We start from the raw sequence: 19,133 nt of genomic DNA on the forward strand, positions 1-19,133 counted from the left end.
CGGAATGCCAAAGACTGCCGGGAAACCCCCAAAAGAACGGTCCACGGGGAGATCTTCGAGGGGCGGGCATCCCAGAGATGCGCGAGCCGTCTCCGGCCAAGCCGCTGATCCGGCCCCCTATGCGTGTCGGTCCAAAGCCTGGGCAAGCCAGACCGCCCGACACGACGACCAGAGCGTCCGGCAGGCCCCGCACGCGTCAGATCGCTACGCGCTTCGCACGGCATGGCGTCCGGCGACCGTCCGGGGCTGGACATAAGCCGCCCACGGCCCGGGGGCCTCGGTCTCTCACGCGAGTGCGGATCGTTCGTTCCTCTTGGGGTGCTGGATGGGCTTCAAAGGGACTGTGGCGGGGCCTGTCGGAGTGTGAGGACGAGTTCGTCGTCTTCAGGGTCCGGCGGGGGTTTGGTGGGCGGTGTCGTAGAGGAGTTTGGCGGCTACCCCTGCTCCGTCGGCTTGGAAGGCGGCGGCCACTTCGGTCGCTCGGGCGCTGGTCTCGGGGGTGAGGGCGGTCTTGAGTGCGGCGGACAGGGAATCGACCGTCGGGGTCGGGCCGTCGTGCGCCGCGCCGATGCCCAGGTCGGCCACGCGGCCGGCGAAATAGGGCTGGTCGGCCCCCTGGGGCACGATCACCTGGGGTGCGCCGGACCAGGTGGCGGTGGCCGTCGTGCCCGCGCCGCCGTGGTGCACGACGGCGGCCGCGCGGCGGAACAGGGCCTGGTGGTTGGCCTCGCCGACGACGAAGCAGTCGTCCTGGTCATCGATCAGGCCCAGGTCGGCCCAGCCACGGGAGAGAACCGCGCGGCGGCCCTGCGCGCGGATGGCCTCGATGGCAACGCGGGCGACGTCCTGCGGATCGCGCATGGGGATGCTTCCGAAGCCCACGTAGACCGGCGGCGTACCGGCGTCCAGGAACTCCACCAGGTCAGCGGGCAAGGGGCGTTCGTCCGGAAGGACCCAGGCACCGGTCTGCACGACATCGAGATCCGCCGGCTGCCGCCACGGGGCCAGGGTCGGGTCCGTGGCCAGCCACGGCCGGTCGGTGAAGACGTGGTCGCGGACGTTGTCCAGCGGCGCCAGGCCGATCGACACCCGATGGGTGTTGATCGCCTCCCCGAACACCTCCTGCGCGTCGCGGGCGTCCTGTTCCCACAGCTCGCCGTTGTCCGTCACGTCCGGCGCGAGCGGACGTCCCGGGCGCGCCATCGGCGGATGGTGCGGGGACGGCAGGCTCACCGGCTGGTAGCTGGCGTAGACGTAGGGGATCCCCAGCTTCTCGGAGACGGCCTTCACGCCGGCCACGGCCGGCACGAGGCCGGTCGCCAGCAGTACGTCGCACCCCTCGGCAGCGACGCTCGCCTGCTCGTAGAACGCGGCGACCAGCTCGGCCGCCCGCCTCGGTACGCCCCCCGCCGAGGGCGGCGTCTTCCCGGTCACCAAGTCGCGCACCGACTGTCCGGTCGGAATCATCTCCACACCGATCGCCGCCAGTCGCTTCGCGAACTCCTCGTCCGGCGGCGCGCACACCCGCACCTCCGCACCGAGTTCCAGCAACCGCACCGCGAGTCCCACGAGCGGCTCGACTCCCCCGCGCGAATCGTACGCAGACAACAACACACGCATCCGTGACGCCCATTTCCCTTGACTGTGGCTCAGGTTGACGATTCTGCGGCACCCCCGGGGCCTTGCCGCAATCCCCCCTGCCCGCTATACCTTGAGAGTGGAAGGGCGTGACCACTCCCCCCTTTCCCCACACAGCCCATACTCGGCCCCCGGACCGTGGGCGGCTCATGTCCAGCCCCGGGCGGACCGCAGACGCTTTGCCGAGTGAAGCGCGTAGCGATCTGACGCGCGTGGGGCCCGTTGGTCACTGTGGTCGTAGTGTCGGGTGGTCTGGCGCACCCCGGGCCAAAGACCCATGGCCATTCGGTCCCGCATGCGGGACCGGGCGGAGATGGCTCGCACATCGCTGCGCTACCCGCCCCTCCCCCCTCCCCCCTCCCCAACCCCCTTTACATCCCCCCGCTTTCACGTATGCTCCCCCTCAACACAAAAACAGTATCCGGGGGAAACAGTAATGAGCGGCATCGCCACCACCACCGCCATCAGCGCCATCACCGCCGCCGCGTTCGCCGCGCCCGTCGTGGGTCTCTTCGCCCATCGGGCCGTGCGCCGGGTCGGCAACGCCCGGATGATGCGGATCGGGACGCCGGACGGCATCGACGAGCAGGGCTTCGTCCGGATCGGCGGGATCGAGCAGTGGATCTCGGTGCGCGGCGAGGACCGCGCCAACCCCGTCCTGCTGGAGATCCACGGCGGGCCGGGCGCGGCCAACTCCCCCTACGGAGCCCGCACCCGGTCCTGGGAGAAGCACTTCACCCTGGTCCGCTGGGACATGCGCGGCGCCGGTCTGACCTTCGCGCACGGTGGCGCGGACGGTCAGGGGGAGGTCACCTTCGAGCGGCTCCACGAGGACGCCGTCGAGGTCACCCGGCACGTCCTGGCGCGGCTGGGCGTGGAGCGGGTGGTGCTGATGCCGAGTTCCTTCGGCACGGTCTTCGGGCTGCGGCTGGCCCGCAACCACCCCGAGCTGTACTCCGCTTACGTCGGCACCGACCAGAAGATCCAGGAGGCGGGCCGGGACACCTCCGCCTACGACGCCACCCTGGAGCGACTGCGGGCCGCGGGGAAGGCCAAGGACGTGGCCACCGTCGAGGCGATGGGGTCCGACCCCCGCCGGTGGACCTCGTCGCAGCGGTCCTCGTACGACAAGCTGTGCGCGGGCAGCGACCCGCTGACGCTGGACACCGTGAAGAAGGTGATCGTGGGCTCGCTGTGGCTGTCGCCGCTGTACTCGCTCGGGCGGGCGAAGGCCTACTTCAAGGGGCAGGGCTTCTCGGAGTCCGTCACCGAGGGGACGGGGGACTTCGACGACTTCGCCGACGGGACCCGCTTCGAGGTGCCGTTCTTCATCTTCCAGGGCGAGCGGGACGTGATCACGCCGGCGGCCCGCGCCCGGGAGTTCTTCGACGCGGTCGAGGCACCGGTGAAGGCGTTCGAGCTGATCGGGGACGCGAGCCACTTCGCGGCGCTGCGCCGCCCGGAGAGGTTCCTGGAGCTGCTGCTCCAGCACGTCCGCCCGGCGGTGACGGCGGGGCGGAACGCCACGGTCTGAGCGTCCCGGGGGCAGGTCAGTCGGCCGTACCCGGCGGTACGACCCATCGCGTGGGCTGGCCCGTGACCTCGGCGATCATGTCGTAGTCGCCGTCGTAGTGCAGCACGGTGGCGCCGTGCCGCTCGGCGGTCGCCGCGATGATCAGATCCGGAAGGGACACCGCCTTCCATTTCCCCGCCACGATGAGCTGCTCCTGCACTTCCAAGGCACGATCCCACGCCTCGTCCGGCGTCGAGAGCCAGGCGAAGGCCCCGAGACCCGCCCGCACCCGGTCCGCGTCCGACTTCGAACGGGCGCTGTAGAGCACCTCCAGCTCCACCGCTCCGCACACGGCCAGCACCCCCGCAGCGTGCAGCGGATTGACGACAGCGTGCACGGCCGGCTTGGGATAGCGCGCGAGGGCGGACTTGTCGATCAGGAAGCGCCCGTTCACGCTGCCCTTTCGTGCACTCGTTCGGCCTCGGCCGAAGACTGCTCCACCGGGCCCGTCAGGTCCGGCAGCCCGCCCTCGGCCAGCCACGTCAGGAACTCTTCCCGCTTACGCCGGTTGACGACGTCCTGGAGTGCGGCATTCACGGTGGCAACCTTCGTTTTCGTCCCGAAGAGCTCGGCGGCCTCCGCCAGCAGGGCATCGTCCACGTCGATCACGGTTCTGGCCATGGGAAACCTCCTCAGCGCGGGGCGACCTGCCCTGGTCACACTTAAACGATATCAAGACCGCCGCCGAGAGATATCGTTTCTGCGGATCGAGGAGGTCCCACACTCCCCCTAAGCCCCCGCCCAGAGCCCCTCCCCCGTGAGACCGAGCAGGTCGATCGCGTTGCCGCGCACGATCCGGTCGACCACGTCCGGCGCCAGGTGGCCCATCTGGGACTCGCCCACCTCCCGAGACTTCGGCCAGGTGGAGTCCGAGTGGGGGTAGTCGGTCTCGTAGAGGACGTTGCCGACCCCGATCGCGTCCAGGTTCCGCAGGCCGAACGCGTCGTCGAAGAAGCAGCCGAAGACGTGCTCGGCGAAGAGCTCCGACGGCGGGCGGTGGACCTTGTCGGCCACGCCGCCCCAGCCCCGGTTCTCCTCCCAGACCACGTTCGCGCGTTCCAGGATGTACGGGATCCAGCCGATCTGCCCCTCCGCGTACATGATCTTCAGGTTCGGGAAGCGTTCGAACTTGCCGCTCATCAGCCAGTCGACCATCGAGAAGCAGCAGTTGGCGAAGGTGATGGTGGACCCGACGGCCGGCGGGGCGTCCGCCGAGGTGGAGGGCATCCGCGACGAGGAGCCGATGTGCATGGCGATGACCGTGCCGGTCTCGTCGCAGGCCTGGAGGAAGGGGTCCCAGTCGTCGGTGTGGATCGACGGCAGCCCCAAGTGCGGCGGTATCTCGGAGAACGCGACCGCCCGGACCCCGCGCGCCGCGTTGCGGCGGACCTCGGCGGCGGCCAGGCGGGCGTCCCAGAGGGGAACGAGGGTGAGCGGGATGAGCCGGCCCCGGGCCTCGGGGCCGCACCACTCCTCCACCATCCAGTCGTTGTAGGCCCGCACCCCGAGCAGTCCGAGCTCGCGGTCCTTGGCCTCGGTGAAGGTCTGGCCGCAGAAGCGCGGGAAGGTGGGGAAGCACAGGGCGGACTGGACGTGGTTGACGTCCATGTCGGCGAGGCGGTCGGGAACCGAGAAGGAGCCCGGGCGCATCTGCTCGTAGGTGATGACTTCCAGTTTGATCTCGTCGCGGTCGTACCCGACCGCGGTGTCGAGGCGGGTGAGCGGCCGGTGCAGGTCCTCGTACACCCACCAGTCGCCGATCGGGCCGTCGTCCCCCTTGGCCCCCATGACGGGGGCGAACTTCCCGCCGAGGAAGGTCATCTCCTTGAGGGGGGCCCGGACGATCCGGGGCCCGGTGTCGCGGTACTTCGACGGGAGCCGGTCCCGCCAGACGTGAGGGGGCTCCACCGTGTGGTCGTCCACCGAGATGATCTTCGGGAAGGTCTCCATGCCCTCCACGGTAGCGTTGATCTGACGAACCGTCAGCTATCTGTCCCACACTCGCCGTTGTGACGAGGAGTGACCGCCTCCGCTGCGGGCTGACGTGTGCGTGCAAGACAGGGCAGACTGACCCTTAAACCGACGGAAGGCAGGGGGGACGACAGATGGACGGCATACCGGCCATCCCGCACCAGCGGAACCACCCCGAGGCAGCCCGGTCCCGGAACTCCGCCGACGTGCCCGCAGCCCCCGAGCCCCCCGCCCCTCCCGAGAACCCCCCGGCCCCGCACCCCCCGGCCCCGCACGCCGCGGAGCCCCCGCACGCCCCACGGCCCCCGGAGCCCTCCCCCGCCGACAACCGGTTCGCCGTCCTCGGCCCCGTCCGCGCCTGGCGCGGCCCCGAGGCGCTGCCCTCCGGCAGCCCCCAGCAGCGCGCCCTGCTCGCCGTACTGCTGCTGCGCGACGGCCGCACCGCGACCGCCCCCGAGCTGATCGACGCCATCTGGGGCGAGGACCCGCCCCCGCAGGCCCTGGCCACCATCCGCACGTACGCCTCCCGGCTGCGCAAGGTGCTCCACCCCGGGCTGCTCGTCAGCGACGCCGGCGGCTACGCGATCCGGCTGCGCCACCAGGAGGCCCTCGACCTCGGCATCGCCCGCAGCCTCGCCGCCGACGCCGAAACGGCCCGCTCCGCCGGCGACCGCGCGCTGGCCCGCACCCTCCTCGCCCGCGCCCTGGACCTCTGGGACGGCGAACCCCTCGCCGGGGTCCCCGGCCCGCACGCCGACACCGAGCGGACCCGCCTCGCCGAGTGGCGCCTCCAGCTGCTGGAGACCCGCCTCGACCTGGACCTGGAGGTCGGCCACCACGCCGAGGCCGTCTCCGAGCTCACCGCCCTCACCGCCGCCCACCCCCTGCGGGAGCGGCTGCGCGAACTGCTGATGCTGGCCCTGTACCGCAGCGGCCGCCAGGCCGAGGCCCTCGCCGTCTACGCCGACACCCGCCGTCTCCTCGCCGAGGAGCTGGGCGTCGACCCGCGGCCCGAACTCTCCGCCCTCCAGCAGCGCATCCTGAACGCCGACGCCGAGCTCGCCCGCGCCGAGGACCCCGCCACCGCCGCCGCCCCCGCACCCGTAAGGCCCGCGCAATTGCCCGCCACAGTCCCGGACTTCACCGGCCGCGCCCCCTTCGTCAGCGAGCTCGGGGAGATCCTCGCGGGCGCCGGGGGACAGGTCATGGCCGTCTCGGCGCTCGCGGGCATAGGCGGTGTCGGCAAGACCACCCTCGCCGTGCACGTCGCGCACGCCGCCCGGCCCCACTTCCCCGACGGCCAGCTCTACGCCGACCTCCAGGGCACCGACCCCCGCCCCGCGCAGCCCGAGGCCGTCCTCGGCTCCTTCCTGCGCGCCCTCGGCACCCCCGACAGCTCCATCCCCGACTCGGCCGCCGACCGGGCCGCCCTCTACCGCACGGTCCTCGACGGCCGCCGCGTCCTGGTGCTGCTCGACAACGCCCGCGACGCCGCCCAGGTCCGTCCGCTGCTGCCCGGCACCGCGGGCTGCGCCGCCCTCGTCACCAGCCGGGTCCGGATGTCGGGCCTCGCCGGGGCCCATCTCGTCGACCTCGACGTGATGAGCCCCGAGGAGGCCCTGCAGCTGTTCACCCGCATCGTCGGCGCCGAGCGGGTCGGCGCCGAACGCCAGGCCGCCCTCAACGTCGTCGGCGCCTGCGGGTTCCTGCCGCTCGCCATCCGCATCGCCGCCTCCCGGCTCGCCGCCCGCCGCACCTGGACCGTCTCCGTCCTCGCCGCCAAACTCGCCGACGAACGCCGCCGCCTCGACGAGCTCCAGGCCGGCGACCTCGCCGTCAAGGCCACCTTCGAGCTGGGCTACGGCCAGCTGGAGCCCGCCCAGCAACGCGCCTTCCGCCTCCTCGGCCTCGCCGACGGCCCCGACATCTCCCTCTCCGCCGCGGCCGCCGTCCTGGACCTGCCCGAGCACGACACCGAGGACCTCCTCGAAGCTTTAGTCGACTGCTCCCTGCTCGAATCGGCCGCGCCCGGCCGCTACCGCTTCCACGACCTCGTCCGCCTCTACGCGCGTGCCTGCGCCGAACGCGACGAGCAGCCCTCCCTGGGGCAGGACGCCGCCCTCGACCGGCTCCTCGACTTCTACCTGGCCACCGCCTCCCGGGTGTACGCGGTCGAGCGTCCCGGCGACCGGCTCCCGGCCCACCTCTCCCCCACCCGCCACCCCGGCCTGATCCTGACCGAACCCCGCGCCGCCCTGGACTGGCTGTTCGCCGAGGCCGACCCGCTGCTGGCCTGCGTACGGCAGGCGGCCGGGCGGCCAGCCGCGCTGCGCAGGGCCGTGGACCTGCTGTGGGCGGCCAAGGACCTCGCCGAGTCCGGCGCCAACTCCAAGCAGTACGAGTCCGCCGCGCTGACCCTGCGCGAGGCCGCGCGGGCGGCGAAGGACCCTCGGGCCGAGGGCCGCGCCCGGACCACGCTCACCATGGTCCACCTCGTCGCGGGCCGCTTCACCGAGGGCGACGAGGAGGCCCGCCAGGCCATGGACCTGGCCCGCGAGGCGGGCGACCCGCTGCCCAGCTGCTGGGCGCCCAACGACCGCGGGATCATCGCCCTCTACCAGGGCCGGCACCGGGACGGCGAGCGCTACCTGCTGGAGGCCATCGAGAAGTTCCGGGCCGACGCGAACGTCATCGGCGAGGCCAGCGCCCTGTGCAACCTGTCCCGGATCCACGTCGAGCTGGGCCGCCTGCCCAGCGCCATCGACCTGGCGCAGCAGGGCATCGCCATCTACGACCGGATGGGCCTGACCCTGCGCCTGGCCAACGGCCGCTACGCGCTGGGCATCGCGCTGACCCAGGCCGGACGGCTGCGGGAGGCGCTGACGCAGCTCGGGGAGGCGCTGTCGCTGTTCCACGACAACCGCCAGCCCCTGTGGGAGGGCGTGACGCACTTCCGGCTGGCCGAGGCGCACCTGGCGGCCCGGCGGCCCACCCTGGCCGCCAAGCACGCCGAACAGGCGATCGCGCTGCGCGGGATCGGCGGGGAGTGGCGCCGGGCGACGGTACTGACCGTGCTGGGCAAGGCGCTGCGGCGGCTCGGCCAGCCGGACCGGGCGCAGGCCTGCTGGCGGGACGCGGAGACGGTGTTCACGCAGCTGGGCTCGTCCGAACTGGCCGAGGTTCAGGCCCTGCTGGCGGCGGAGCTGGCCGCCTGACGAGGGCGGATGCGGGTCCCGGTCCGGATGGACGGCCGCGTTCATCGTTCGTTTATCGCCACCCGCCACGATGGATGCATCGACCCGGTGCATCGGGGGACGCCCGGGCCGGCTGGAGGACTACCCGTTCGGCGGTCCGCGGGGGAATCGCCGAACGGGCCCGACTCATCCATCAGGAGATCCGATGACGACGAACGAGAACAGCCTGCCGCTCGACGGCGACATCAGACCGCTCGACAACCACGCTTCGGGCGTCGAGATCAATCCTCTGGATCCGCTCGACCCTCCGGCCCCGAAGCAGCCGGGTGAGAAGCCGCTCGACAACCACGCCTCGGGCGAGGAGATCGTGACGCTGGACAACCACGCGTCCGGCTCCCTCCCGTAGCACCACCGGCCTTCGGGCCGCACGGCACGACGTACGGGGGAAACGTACGGGGGACCCGCGGGCGGGCGTACAGGGGGAACGTACGGGGGCCGCTCGCGGGACGTACGGGGGAAGTACGGGGGAAGTACGGGGGATCCTCCCCCGGGGGAACGTACGGGGGACGTACGGGGGACCCGCGGGGGAAGACGTACGGGGGAGCAACACGGGGGAACGGCGGCCGCGGTGGCCAGGAGGGGGACCACCGCGGCCGTCGCACGCCCGCGTCCGGGCGCGGTACCGGGCCGGCCGGGGTCCGGGCCGGAAGGGATGATTCCTGCCGCACGGCGACAGAAGACCACTTCCGGGACGGCCGGACCCTCCCGGAAACCGGCCCCCGCGGCCCGCCGGTGACTACGCTGGCAGCGTGTTCACCTCCCAGGGCCCGAGCCTGCGCGAACTGGCCGTCCAGGCCCTCTCCTCCGTCGAGCACGGCTACGACCTGCTCGCCCCGAAGTTCGACCACACCCCGTTCCGCACCCCGGACCGGATGCTCGACGCCGTCGAGGAGGCCCTCGCCCAGCGGGAGGGTTCCTTCTCCGACGGCCTCGACCTGTGCTGCGGCACCGGCGCGGGCCTGCCGATGCTGCGCCGCCTGTGCCGGGAGCGGGTCACCGGGGTCGACCTCAGCGCGGGCATGCTCGCCGAGGCCGCGCGTCGGCACCCCGAGGGGGTGGACCTCCTGCGGGGCGATGCGCTGGCGCTGCCGGAGGCGCTCACGGACTCGTACGACCTGGCGGTGAGCTTCGGGGCCTTCGGGCACTTCCTGCCGGCCGAGCGGCCCGCCCTGTTCGCGGGCGTGCACCGGGCGCTGCGGCCCGGAGGGGTCTTCGCCTTCCCCGTGGGCGCCCCGATCCCGCTCTCCTCGCCCCTGTGGTGGGCGGTGGCCGGGTTCGACGCGGCGATGCGGGTGCGCAACGCCGTCTGGCGGCCGCCCTTCGTCATGTACTACCGCACCTTCCCGCTGGGCCCCGTCCGCGCGGACCTGGCGGCGGCGGGCTTCGGTGTGGAGACGGTCCCGCTGGAGCACTTCGGGTACCGGGAGGACGGCAGCCCGCGCTGGCGGCTGCTGCTGGCCCGGAAGTCCGGCCCGGCCGGCTGATCACCGGATCGTGTCGAAGGCGAGCCGGACCCGCTCCTGGTCGGTGACGTCGCTGCCGTCGCGCAGCCGGGCCGTGTCGTTGCCGGACAGGGCCCGCCCGTAGATCCGTACGTCGTCCAGGGCGCCCGCGTAGAAGGCCTTGTAGTCGGGCTGCGTGCCGATGTGGATCGTGAAGGCTCCGGTGGGCCGGAAGTCGGGCCGGCCGGGGCCCAGCGGCGCGGTGGCGGCCCGTCCGCCGTCCACGGACAGTTCGAGGCGGTCGCCCTTGCGCTGGAAGACCACGTGGTGCCAGGCGTCGTCGTCGGTCCGGATCGCGGCGGCCACGGAGACGGGTCCCGTCCCGTCGTTGGCGGTGGCTTCGAGGCGGCCGGTCTCCGGGTCGGCCTCGATGCGCAGCTGTCTGGCGGTCGGGCCCTGGCCGTAGGCCCACAGCAGCGGCTGGCGCAGGCCGCTCTCCCGGTCCTGGCCGCGGGTCTTGTACTTGACCCAGGTGGCGACGGCGAAGTCCCCGTCCCCCACGCGCAGTGCCTCCGGGCAGTCGGTGAGGCGCAGGAAGTCGTCCTTGCCGTCGAAGCGCATGGTCTTCCCGCCGTCCGGCCGGTTGCCGAGGCGGGGCGCGCCGTGGACGACGGCGTCGTGGTGGCCCGCGCTGGTGTCGGGGGTGTGCCGGGGGGTGAGGTCCTCGGCGGCGGCGCGCAGTTCCTGGGGGCCGAAGGCGGTGAACTTGATGTAGCCGTGCGGGGTGCCGTTGGCGGTCTCGTAGAGCATGCCGATCCGGCCGCCGGGCAGGACGGCCATGTCGGAGTAGCCGGCGCGTTCGCGCAGGACGACGGCGCCGCTCTTGGACCAGGTGCGTCCGCCGTCCTCGGAGGTGCGTACGGCCAGGGTCCAGCGGTCGGAGAACTCGGCTCCGGGACGGCTGGGCGCCGACAGCAGGAGGGGGCCGCCGGGCAGCTGGAGGAGGGATCCGGAGGCGGGCGGTGCGATCAGCCCGGTGACGGGTGCGAAGCCGGGGGCGGGGAAGGCGGGGGCGGCGGCGTCGTCGACGAGGGCGGCGATGCGGTGGTCGTCGGTGCCGCAGGTGGCGGTGGAGCGGGCGTTGACGTAGATCCGGCCGTCGGGGAGCTGGGTGAGGGCGGGCTCGTTGGGGGCGGGGGTGCCTTCGGGGGCGCCCCAGCGGGCGCCGGCCTGCCAGGTGACGCCGCCGTCGTCGCTGTAGAGGAGCTGGGCTCCGGATTCGTTGGACTCGGTGCGGTAGTCGGCGCCGACGACGAGCCGGCCGGGGCGGTCGGGGCGGGTCGGGGTGAGCTGGATGCCGTGGCCGGGGCCGACCGAGACCCAGGCCCAGTCGGCGCCCTTGAGCTGGGGCTGGGGGGCGGGTTCGGAGGTCCAGTGGGCGCCGTCGTCGGTGCTGTGGGCCAGGCGCAGTTCGCGGGGGCCGCGGACGCGGTTGCCGGCGGCGTCGGGGGCCCAGGTGCTGTAGGCGTAGAGGAGGGAGATCCGCCCGGAGGAGGAGTCGACGACGGGGGCGGGGTTGCCGTAGGCGCCGGGATCGCCGGTGCCGCGGATGATCTCCATCGGGCCCCAGGTGCGGCCTTCGTCGGTGGAGCGCTTCATGACGAGGTCGATGTCGCCGATGTCGTTGCAACTCGCGGTGCGGGCCTCGGCGATGGCCAGCAGGGTGCCGTCCTTGGTGGTGGCGAGGGTGGGGATGCGGTAGCAGTCGTAGCCCTCGGTGAAGGCGCTGAAGGGCGCGGACACGGCGGCGGTCAGCCCGCGGCGGCCGCCCCCGCCGCCGTCGCCGTCGTCGCCCGGACCGTCAGGGCCGGCGGGCGTGCCGGGCAGGAGGGCGAGGAGCAGGACCACGGCGAGGGCGGCGACGGCCCCGGCCGCCGCCCACAGCCGGGCCCGGGGACCTCGGGGAAATCGGACAACCGGCTGGTTCGCGCTCACCCGTGCAGGCTAACGCGGGTGCGATCACCACAACCGCCCCGGGGATGTCACCCCGGGGATGTACGGCCGGTACGGACGTAGATCCACAGGCTGATGGCAGACGCGCCCGCCCGCCCTAGCGTTCGAGGTGTCGGCCCGGACCGGGCCGGACTCCACGGAACACGGACGGAGAGAACGTGAAGCGACGCTCGTTCCTGGCGGGCGCGGCCGTGGCCGCCGCCCTGGCCGGCACCCTCGGCACCACCACCGCCCACGCCGACACCCGGGCCGACACCCGGGCCGGCACCCGGGGCGGCACCCTCGCGGCACAACCGGCTTCGGGCGCTCCGGCGTTGCCCGCGCCCTCCGGGCACCAGCCGGTCGGCAGGACCACGGTCCACCTGAAGGACGAGGGCCGGCCCGACCCGTGGGTTCCCTCGGAGAAGCGGGAGCTGATGGTCTCCCTCTGGTACCCGGCCGTCGCCCCCTCGGGCACGCCCGCGCCGTACATGACGTCCGGGGAGTCCGAGCGGTACGTCGAGGCCGGTCGACTGGGCGTGCCGAAGGACCTGTTCACCACGGTGGTGACCCACGCGTCGGCCGACGCCCGGCCGGAGCGGGTGCGCGGCGGGCTGCCCCTGGTCATCCTGTCCCCGGGCTTCGGCATGCCGCGCGCCACCCTGACGGGCCTGGCCGAGGAGCTCGCGAGCCGCGGCTACGCCGTCGCCGGGATCGGGCACAACTACGAGGCCGACGGCATCACCTTCCCCGACGGCCACACGACCTCCTGCGTGGCGTGCGAGGAGAAGGACCGGGACAAGGTCTTCGAGAAGGCCGGCGCCGTCCGCGCCGAGGACATCTCCTTCGTGATCGACGAGCTGACCGGGAAGCGGGCGGCCCGGGACCACGGCGTGGCCCTCGACCCCGGCCGGATCGCCGTCGTCGGGCACTCGGCCGGCGGTTTCAGCACCGTCCCGGCCATGCTGAAGGACCCCCGGGTCAAGGCGGGGGTCAACATGGACGGCAACTTCCGCTACCCGGACCACGAGACGCCCGTGAACCGGCCGCTCCTGATGCTGGGCAACCCCGGCCACGTACCCGGCGGCGGCGACCCGACCTGGGACAGCACCTGGAAGCAGTTCACCGGCTGGAAGCGCTGGCTGAGCGTCGACGGCACCGAGCACCTGTCCTTCACCGACCTGGCTCCGCTGGCCAAGCAGCTCGGCAGGCCCCTCCAGGCGCTGGACGGCGACCGCGCCGACACCATCACCAGGTCCTACGTGACCGCCTTCGTCGACACCCACCTGCGCGGGCGCGGCGCACCGCTGCTGGACGGTCCGGCAGCCGCCTTCCCGGAGGTCCGCTTCCACCGGCCGTAGGCCGGGTACGCCGCCGCCCGGCGGACCCCGGTCTCCGCCCCGGCCCCGGTCTCCGCCCCGGCCGTGGTCACCGGCCCCAGACGACGACGTCGAACGTGCCGTTGGTGTCGCCGCCCCCGCCGCCGAACTGCTTGACGGTCAGCCGGACGACCCGGCCCTCCTTCGTCTTGCCGCAGAAGACCCTGCCGGTCTTGAGGTCCATGTCCTTCGTGGTCCCCAGCGTGTCGACGACACCGGCGCAGTCCTCGTACGAGGGTGTCTTCGACGAGTCCTCCCACACCAGCGCCTTGGCCCCGCCCTCGGGGCGCAGCCGCTGGTTTCCGAACGAGAAGACGGAGAAGTCGTTGTCGCTGTTGACCTCGGACTCCACCGGCGGCGCCACGTCCAGGTCCTTGGGCTTCGCGTACTCGATCGCGAGGGCGCCCTCCCACTGGACCGTGCCGGGCGGCTTCCCGGAGGGGGTCCGGGGGGCCGACGCCGCCGGGGACGGCGAGGACTGCGGCGGGGCGGGGTCCGACGGGCCGGCCGCGCCGGCCGGGGTCTGCGCCCCGGGCGTGGCGGCGGTCACGGCCGGGGCCTTCGCGGCGGGGGCCGGGCTGTTGCCGCCGGCCGCCAGGTAGGTGCCGACGACGCCGATCACGGCAGCCACCAGGGTGGCTCCCGCGCCGATCCAGGCGCCCCGGTGCGAGGAGGCGCTCGGCGGAGTGACGGGCGGGGCCGCCGGCGGCGGGCCGCCGGGAGCTCCGTACGCCGGACCGGACGGCGGGTACCCCGGAGGTGTCGGCCAGCCCTGACGGGGTTCTTCGCTGTTCATCCTGCCCATCCTCATACGATGTGATCTTCGAGGGGACAGGGTACTGACGAATCCTGAAGAGCTGTCATGACCGTTTCAGAACCGCCGAGTCGGGTGCCTCCTACACCGGTCGGCGGCGGGAGCGGAGTTCGGTCTTGAGGACCTTGCCGCTCGCGTTGCGCGGCAGGTCCGCGACGAATTCCACCTCCCTCGGCACCTTGTAGTTGGCCATCTCCCGGCGGGACCAGGCGATCAGGTCGTCGGCGGTGAGGGTGGAGCCGGGGCGCCGGACCGCGTACGCCTTGCCGACCTCGCCGAGGCGGGGATCGGGGATGCCGACGACGGCGACGTCGGCGACGTCCGGGTGCAGACCGAGGAGCTGCTCGATCTCGGCGGGGTAGGCGTTGAAGCCGCCGACGATGAACATGTCCTTGATCCGGTCGGTGATGCGGAGGTTGCCGTCCGCGTCGAGGACGCCCACGTCGCCGGTACGCAGCCAGCCGTCGGGGGTGATGGCGCCGGCGGTGCCGTCCGGGTCCTCGAAGTAGCCCCGCATCACGTGGTGTCCGCCGACCCACACCTCGCCGGGGGTGCCGACGGGCCGTGGGGTGCCGTCGGGGGCGGCGATCCGCAGGCGGGTGTCGGGGATGGGGCGTCCGGAGGTCTCGGAGACCACCTCGGCCGGGTCGCCCCGGCGGCACATGGTGACGATGCCGCTGGCCTCGGAGAGCCCGTAGGCGGTGAGCACGGTGGCGATGTGCAGTTCGGCGCGGAGCCGCTCGACGAGCCGGAGGGGGACGACGGCCGCCCCGGTGACGACCAGGCGCAGGGCCGACAGGTCGTGGTGGTCGCGCTGGGGGTGGTCGAGGAGGGACTGGTGGAGGGTGGGCGGGCCGGGGAGTACGGAGATCCGCTCGGCGGCGACGTTGGCGAGGACGGTGTCCACGTTGAAGACGGGCTGCGGGACCATCGTGGCGCCGCGCATCAGGCAGGCGATGATCCCGGCCTTGTAGCCGAAGGTGTGGAAGAACGGGTTCACGATGAGGTAGCGGTCGCCCTCACGGAGGCCTGCGAGTTCGCTCCAGACGGCGTAGCAGCGCAGGGTCTGGGCGTGGGTGATGACGGCGCCCTTGGGGCTGCCGGTGGTGCCCGAGGTGTAGATGATGTCGGAGGGGGCGTCGGACGGTATCGCCTCGGCGCGGGCGCGGACGGCCTCGGCGGGGACGGCGTCGCCGGCGGCGAGGAAGTCCTTCCAGGTGCGGAAGTCCTCGGGGGCGTCGTCGGCCAGGACCACGACCTGTTCCAGGTGCGGCAGGCCGGGCAGGGGTCCGGTGCCGGTGCCTTCGGCGGCGGCGCGGCGCAGGGAGGCCACGTAGGAGGTGCCGAGGAAGGTGCCGGTGACGAAGAGCAGGCGGGCGCGGCTGCGCTGGAGCACGTAGGCGGCTTCAGCGCCCTTGAAGCGGGTGTTGAGGGGGACGAGCACCGCTCCCGCGCTGACGGCGCCGAGGGCGGAGACGATCCAGTCGAGGGTGTTGGGCGCCCAGACGGCGACGCGGTCGCCGGGTTCGACGCCGGCGGCGAGGCAGGCGGCGGCTGCGCGCTCTACCCGTTCGCCGAGCTGGGCGTAGTCGAGGCGCAGGCGTCCGTCGACGACGGCCTCCCGGTCGCCGTAGCGGGTGGCGGCGTCCCGGACGAGGCCGGCGATGGTGCCCCAGCGGAGGTCGCCGCGGGGGTCGGGGACGTCGACGTGACGCCCTCCCCCGGCGTCCGCCGCCTCCCCCGCCCCGGCCCCGACCCCGACCGCCTCCGCCGCCCCGGCTCCGGCCCCCCGGTCGTGCCCGCACCCCTCCGCACCCGCGACTTCGCCCATCGCCCGCCCCTCCCCGCGATCCCAGTAGCTGACTATCCGTCAGATTAGCTGTAGCCTTCGCGGCTGTCAGTACTGGCACACCCCGGAGGTGGCGATGGCGGCAACGCTCAAGGACGCTACGGCAATCGTCGGCATCGGCCAGACCGCCTTTGCCAAACAACTGCCCCAGTCCGAAAAGGAATTGGCCTGCCGCGCCATCCTCGCGGCGCTCGCCGACGCCGGCATCGCCCCCGCCGAGGTGGACGCCTTCGCCTCCTACACCATGGAGGAGACCGACGAGGTCGAGGTCGCCAAGGCGATAGGCGCCGGCGACGTCACCTTCTTCTCCAAGGTCGGCTACGGCGGCGGCGGCTCCTGCGCCACCGTCGGCCACCTCGCCGCCGCCGTCGCCACCGGCCAGGCCACCGTCGGCGTCGCCTGGCGCTCCCGCAAGCGCGGCTCCGGCCCCCGCCCCTGGAAGAACACCGCCGTCCAGCTCCCCACCCCCGGCCAGTGGACCCGCCCCTTCGGCCTGCTGCGCCCCGCCGACGAGATCGCCATGCTGGCCCGCCGCTACATGCACGAGTACGGCGCCACCCGCGACCACCTCTTCAACGTGGCGATGGCCTGCCGCAACCGGGCCAACGAGAACCCGGCCGCGATGATGTACGAGCGCCCGCTGACCCGCGAGATGTACATGACCTCCCGCATGATCAGCGAGCCGCTCTGCCTCTTCGACAACTGCCTGGAGACGGACGGCGCCCTGGCCTGCGTGATCGTCTCCGCCGAGCGGGCCCGCGACTGCCGCCAGAAGCCCGTCTACGTGCACTCCGTCGCCCAGGGCCTGCCCGCCCAGCACCACGGGATGGTCAACTACTGGAACGACGACCCCCTCTCCGGCCCCGCCTGGACCGCCGCCCGCCACCTGTGGAAGCAGGCCGACTTCGGCCCCCAGGACATCGACGTCGCCCAGATCTACGACGCCTTCACCCCCCTGATCCCGCTCTCCCTGGAGGGCTACGGCTTCTGCGGACGCGGCGAGGGCGCGGCCTTCACCGAGGGCGGCGCCCTGGAGATGGGCGGCCGGCTCCCGATCAACACCGGCGGCGGCGGCCTCTCCGAGGCGTACGTGCACGGATTCAACCTGATCAACGAGGGCGTCAAGCAGCTGCGCGGCATCTCCACCGCCCAGGTGCCGGACGCCGCGACCTGCCTGGTGACGGCGGGCGAGGGTGTCCCGACGTCCGCGATCCTGCTGCGAGCCTGAGGAGCCGACCATGACGACGACCGCGCCCGCTGACGGGCTGCTCCTGCCCGTCCCCGACGAGGACGGCGCCCCCTTCTGGGAGTACGCCGCCCGGGGCGAACTCCGCGTCCAGGCCTGCGCCGCCTGCGGCCGCCTGCGGTTCCCGCCCCGCCCCTGCTGCCCGCACTGCCAGTCCTTCGAGAGCGAGTGGCGCCCGATGAGCGGGCGGGGCCGGATCTGGTCCTACGTACGGCCGCACCCCCCGCTGCTGCCCGCGTACGCCGCGCAGGCCCCGTACAACGTCATCCTCGTGGAGCTCGCCGAGGCCCCCGGGATCCGGCTCGCCGGGAACCTGGTCACCTCCGCCGACGCACCGCTGGACTCGGTGGACCCGGCCCGGCTGCGCATCGGGGCCAGGGTCCAGGTCGTCTTCGCCGAGACGGGCGGGGTGACCGTGCCGCGCTGGATCCTGGAGAAGGCGTGACGGTACGCGTGGAGCGGGAGAAGGAGGCCGGGGTCGCCGTCGTCACCCTGGACCGCGAGCACCGGCACAACGCCATCGACCTCGACACGGCCGCCGAACTGGTGGCGGTGTGGCGGGAGTTCCGCTCGGACGAGGACGTACGGGCGGTGGTGCTCACCGGTGCGGGGACGGCCGCGTTCTGCACCGGCATCGACCGCTCGGCGCGCGTGCCGCAGCCCGCCTCCCCGTACTCGGTGGACGACCCGCTGCTCACCATCGGGCCGAAGGCCTGCGACCTGTGGAAGCCGGTGATCGCCGCGGTCAACGGCATGGCCTGCGGCGGGGCCTTCTACCTGCTGGGCGAGGCGGAGTTCATCGTGTCCTCCACCGCGGCCACCTACTTCGACCCGCACACCTCCTACGGGATGGTCAGCGCCTACGAGGCCGTGTACATGGCGCAGCGGATGCCCTTCGGGGAGGCCGCCCGGATGTCCCTGATGGGCACGGCGGAACGGCTCTCCGCGCGGCGGGCCCACGAGATCGGCCTCGTCTCGGAGCTGGCGGAGCCTGGGGAGCTGCTGGAGGCGGCGCTGCGGTCGGCGCGGACGCTGGCCGGGTTCCCGACGGAGGCCGTACAGGGGACGGTGCGGGCGCTGTGGTCGGCGAAGCGGGCCGCACTGGCGCAGGCCCTGGACCAGGCGCCGGCGCTGATCGCCCTGGGGAACCTGCCGCCGGAGCGGCAGGCCGAGCTCTTCGGGTCCCGGCGGGCGGGGGCGGGGTTCCGGCTGCGCTGATCAGGGGCGGGTGGTGGCGTCGGTCTTGCCGGTGACCTTCCGCGTGGGCTTCGGGGTGGGCTTGGAGCCGGGCTTGACCGGGCCGGACACGGAGGTGGGCGTGGGGCTGGGCGTGGCGCTCGGGTCCGCGACGACGTGCACGGAGCTGATCCGGCACGCCGCGACGGCGCCGGCCCGGGCCGGGTTCTTCATGGCGATGACGGTCGTACCGGTCCCGCGCGCCTTCAGGGTGATCCTGCCGGTGGCCGTCTCGATGACGGCGCCGCCCGCTTCCTCGCGGTACATCGACACCTCGAAGGTGGCCGCCCGGTCGAGCAGGGAGGTCACCTCGATGGTGGTGGACGGCTGGGTCACGTCACCGCAGGAGATCAGGGTGGTCGTGGCGGGGGGTCCGGTGGGCGAGGCCGAGGCGGCCGGGGTGGCGTCGGTGCCGCCGCCGTAGCTCTTCTTGCCGGTGGTCTTGCCGCTGGTCTTGCTGCCGCTCTTGCCGTCACCGGAGCTCTTCGAGCTGGAGCAGCCGCCCCCGCCACTGTTGCCACTGCTCCCGCCATGGGTGGAGAACCCGGTCAGGCTCAGGACCACCACCGCGAGCACCGTGCCGAACCTGATGCGGCGCGCCGTTCCAGCCAGCATGACGTGGACCCTCCCCCTGAGACCGATGGCGGGTCACGCTATCAAGCCTGGACGGGAACGGCTCGGGCATCCGCCCGACGTATCCGCACACACCGCCCAACAACCGGAGTGCCTTTCTCCACTC

General features: G+C 73.1%; 16 protein-coding genes. 8 read left to right on the plus strand and 8 right to left on the minus strand.

Annotation, left to right across the window (positions count from 1 at the left end; translation table 11 throughout):
• Positions 1 to 384: 384 nt before the first annotated feature.
• Positions 385 to 1,620, minus strand: a complete 1,236-nt coding sequence (locus ACZ5D2_RS36350; protein WP_468935466.1) for a glycosyltransferase — start codon at positions 1,618 to 1,620, stop codon at positions 385 to 387.
• A 454-nt stretch (positions 1,621 to 2,074) separates the two neighbouring features.
• Here ACZ5D2_RS36350 and ACZ5D2_RS36355 point away from each other — a divergent pair, with 454 nt between their 5' ends.
• A complete protein-coding gene (locus tag ACZ5D2_RS36355) occupies positions 2,075 to 3,172 on the plus strand; it encodes an alpha/beta fold hydrolase (RefSeq protein WP_468935469.1) in 1,098 nt (365 codons plus the stop codon).
• Between the two features lie 16 nt (positions 3,173 to 3,188).
• On the opposite strand, the gene ACZ5D2_RS36360 is transcribed toward ACZ5D2_RS36355, so the two are convergent.
• The 3 genes from ACZ5D2_RS36360 to ACZ5D2_RS36370 form a co-directional block, all read right to left on the minus strand.
• The gene (locus ACZ5D2_RS36360) at positions 3,189 to 3,605 is read right to left on the minus strand and encodes a PIN domain nuclease (RefSeq protein WP_371677248.1); all 417 of its coding nucleotides are present in this window, start codon (positions 3,603 to 3,605) and stop codon (positions 3,189 to 3,191) included.
• Complete coding sequence (locus ACZ5D2_RS36365; RefSeq protein ID WP_371677249.1) at positions 3,602 to 3,832, minus strand: type II toxin-antitoxin system VapB family antitoxin; 231 nt, start codon at positions 3,830 to 3,832, stop codon at positions 3,602 to 3,604. The genes ACZ5D2_RS36360 and ACZ5D2_RS36365 overlap by 4 nt, the downstream gene beginning before the upstream one ends.
• Before the next feature lie 108 nt (positions 3,833 to 3,940).
• Positions 3,941 to 5,161, minus strand: coding sequence for an amidohydrolase family protein (locus ACZ5D2_RS36370; RefSeq protein WP_371677250.1), 1,221 nt, complete (start codon positions 5,159 to 5,161; stop codon positions 3,941 to 3,943).
• Positions 5,162 to 5,316: 155 nt separating this feature from the next.
• Here ACZ5D2_RS36370 and afsR point away from each other — a divergent pair, with 155 nt between their 5' ends.
• The 3 genes from afsR to ACZ5D2_RS36385 all read left to right on the plus strand — a co-directional run bounded on the left by afsR (position 5,317) and on the right by ACZ5D2_RS36385 (position 9,920).
• Complete coding sequence (gene afsR / locus ACZ5D2_RS36375; RefSeq protein ID WP_468935474.1) at positions 5,317 to 8,397, plus strand: SARP-family global regulator AfsR; 3,081 nt, start codon at positions 5,317 to 5,319, stop codon at positions 8,395 to 8,397.
• A 184-nt stretch (positions 8,398 to 8,581) separates the two neighbouring features.
• Positions 8,582 to 8,782, plus strand: a complete 201-nt coding sequence (locus tag ACZ5D2_RS36380) for a hypothetical protein (protein ID WP_371677252.1) — start codon at positions 8,582 to 8,584, stop codon at positions 8,780 to 8,782.
• A gap of 403 nt (positions 8,783 to 9,185) precedes the next feature.
• The gene (locus ACZ5D2_RS36385; RefSeq protein WP_371677253.1) at positions 9,186 to 9,920 is read left to right on the plus strand and encodes a class I SAM-dependent methyltransferase; all 735 of its coding nucleotides are present in this window, start codon (positions 9,186 to 9,188) and stop codon (positions 9,918 to 9,920) included.
• Here ACZ5D2_RS36385 and ACZ5D2_RS36390 read toward each other — a convergent pair whose 3' ends face one another.
• Positions 9,921 to 11,873, minus strand: a complete 1,953-nt coding sequence (locus tag ACZ5D2_RS36390; protein WP_468935478.1) for an exo-alpha-sialidase — start codon at positions 11,871 to 11,873, stop codon at positions 9,921 to 9,923.
• Between the two features lie 176 nt (positions 11,874 to 12,049).
• Here ACZ5D2_RS36390 and ACZ5D2_RS36395 point away from each other — a divergent pair, with 176 nt between their 5' ends.
• Positions 12,050 to 13,231 carry an alpha/beta hydrolase family protein gene (locus ACZ5D2_RS36395; RefSeq protein WP_371677255.1) on the plus strand — a complete coding sequence of 394 codons (1,182 nt, stop codon included), beginning with the start codon at positions 12,050 to 12,052 and terminating at the stop codon, positions 13,229 to 13,231.
• 67 nt (positions 13,232 to 13,298) lie between these two features.
• Here ACZ5D2_RS36395 and ACZ5D2_RS36400 read toward each other — a convergent pair whose 3' ends face one another.
• Both ACZ5D2_RS36400 and ACZ5D2_RS36405 read right to left on the minus strand, forming a co-directional pair.
• Complete coding sequence (locus ACZ5D2_RS36400) at positions 13,299 to 14,045, minus strand: hypothetical protein (RefSeq protein ID WP_371677256.1); 747 nt, start codon at positions 14,043 to 14,045, stop codon at positions 13,299 to 13,301.
• Positions 14,046 to 14,145: 100 nt separating this feature from the next.
• A complete protein-coding gene (locus tag ACZ5D2_RS36405) occupies positions 14,146 to 15,894 on the minus strand; it encodes a FadD3 family acyl-CoA ligase (protein WP_371677257.1) in 1,749 nt (582 codons plus the stop codon).
• A 94-nt stretch (positions 15,895 to 15,988) separates the two neighbouring features.
• Between ACZ5D2_RS36405 and ACZ5D2_RS36410 the strand changes: the two genes are divergently transcribed.
• From ACZ5D2_RS36410 to ACZ5D2_RS36420, 3 genes are read left to right on the plus strand one after another with little or no spacing between them, the layout of a single operon-like run.
• Positions 15,989 to 17,140 (plus strand): lipid-transfer protein, encoded by a 1,152-nt coding sequence (locus tag ACZ5D2_RS36410; protein ID WP_371677258.1) that lies wholly within the window; start codon positions 15,989 to 15,991, stop codon positions 17,138 to 17,140.
• Positions 17,141 to 17,150: 10 nt separating this feature from the next.
• On the plus strand, positions 17,151 to 17,603 hold the full coding sequence (locus ACZ5D2_RS36415) for a Zn-ribbon domain-containing OB-fold protein (protein ID WP_371677259.1): 453 nt from the start codon (positions 17,151 to 17,153) through the stop codon (positions 17,601 to 17,603).
• Complete coding sequence (locus ACZ5D2_RS36420) at positions 17,600 to 18,376, plus strand: enoyl-CoA hydratase/isomerase family protein (protein WP_468935485.1); 777 nt, start codon at positions 17,600 to 17,602, stop codon at positions 18,374 to 18,376. Before ACZ5D2_RS36415 ends, ACZ5D2_RS36420 begins: the two co-directional genes overlap by 4 nt.
• On the opposite strand, the gene ACZ5D2_RS36425 is transcribed toward ACZ5D2_RS36420, so the two are convergent.
• On the minus strand, positions 18,377 to 19,009 hold the full coding sequence (locus tag ACZ5D2_RS36425; protein WP_468935488.1) for a hypothetical protein: 633 nt from the start codon (positions 19,007 to 19,009) through the stop codon (positions 18,377 to 18,379). It lies immediately after the preceding gene.
• Positions 19,010 to 19,133: the final 124 nt, after the last annotated feature.

It is taken from the genome of Streptomyces sp. NPDC031479 (genome assembly GCF_055581065.1).

Bases quoted from the DNA above. Each gene is read 5' to 3' on its own strand.
- ACZ5D2_RS36350 (WP_468935466.1), bottom strand. From the start codon at position 1,620: ATGCGTGTGTTGTTGTCTGCGTACGATTCGCGCGGGGGAGTCGAGCCG.
- ACZ5D2_RS36355 (WP_468935469.1), top strand. From the start codon at position 2,075: ATGAGCGGCATCGCCACCACCACCGCCATCAGCGCCATCACCGCCGCC.
- ACZ5D2_RS36365 (WP_371677249.1), bottom strand. From the start codon at position 3,832: ATGGCCAGAACCGTGATCGACGTGGACGATGCCCTGCTGGCGGAGGCC.
- ACZ5D2_RS36370 (WP_371677250.1), bottom strand. From the start codon at position 5,161: ATGGAGACCTTCCCGAAGATCATCTCGGTGGACGACCACACGGTGGAG.
- afsR (WP_468935474.1), top strand. From the start codon at position 5,317: ATGGACGGCATACCGGCCATCCCGCACCAGCGGAACCACCCCGAGGCA.
- ACZ5D2_RS36380 (WP_371677252.1), top strand. From the start codon at position 8,582: ATGACGACGAACGAGAACAGCCTGCCGCTCGACGGCGACATCAGACCG.
- ACZ5D2_RS36400 (WP_371677256.1), bottom strand. From the start codon at position 14,045: ATGAACAGCGAAGAACCCCGTCAGGGCTGGCCGACACCTCCGGGGTAC.
- ACZ5D2_RS36405 (WP_371677257.1), bottom strand. From the start codon at position 15,894: ATGGGCGAAGTCGCGGGTGCGGAGGGGTGCGGGCACGACCGGGGGGCC.
- ACZ5D2_RS36410 (WP_371677258.1), top strand. From the start codon at position 15,989: ATGGCGGCAACGCTCAAGGACGCTACGGCAATCGTCGGCATCGGCCAG.
- ACZ5D2_RS36415 (WP_371677259.1), top strand. From the start codon at position 17,151: ATGACGACGACCGCGCCCGCTGACGGGCTGCTCCTGCCCGTCCCCGAC.
- ACZ5D2_RS36425 (WP_468935488.1), bottom strand. From the start codon at position 19,009: ATGCTGGCTGGAACGGCGCGCCGCATCAGGTTCGGCACGGTGCTCGCG.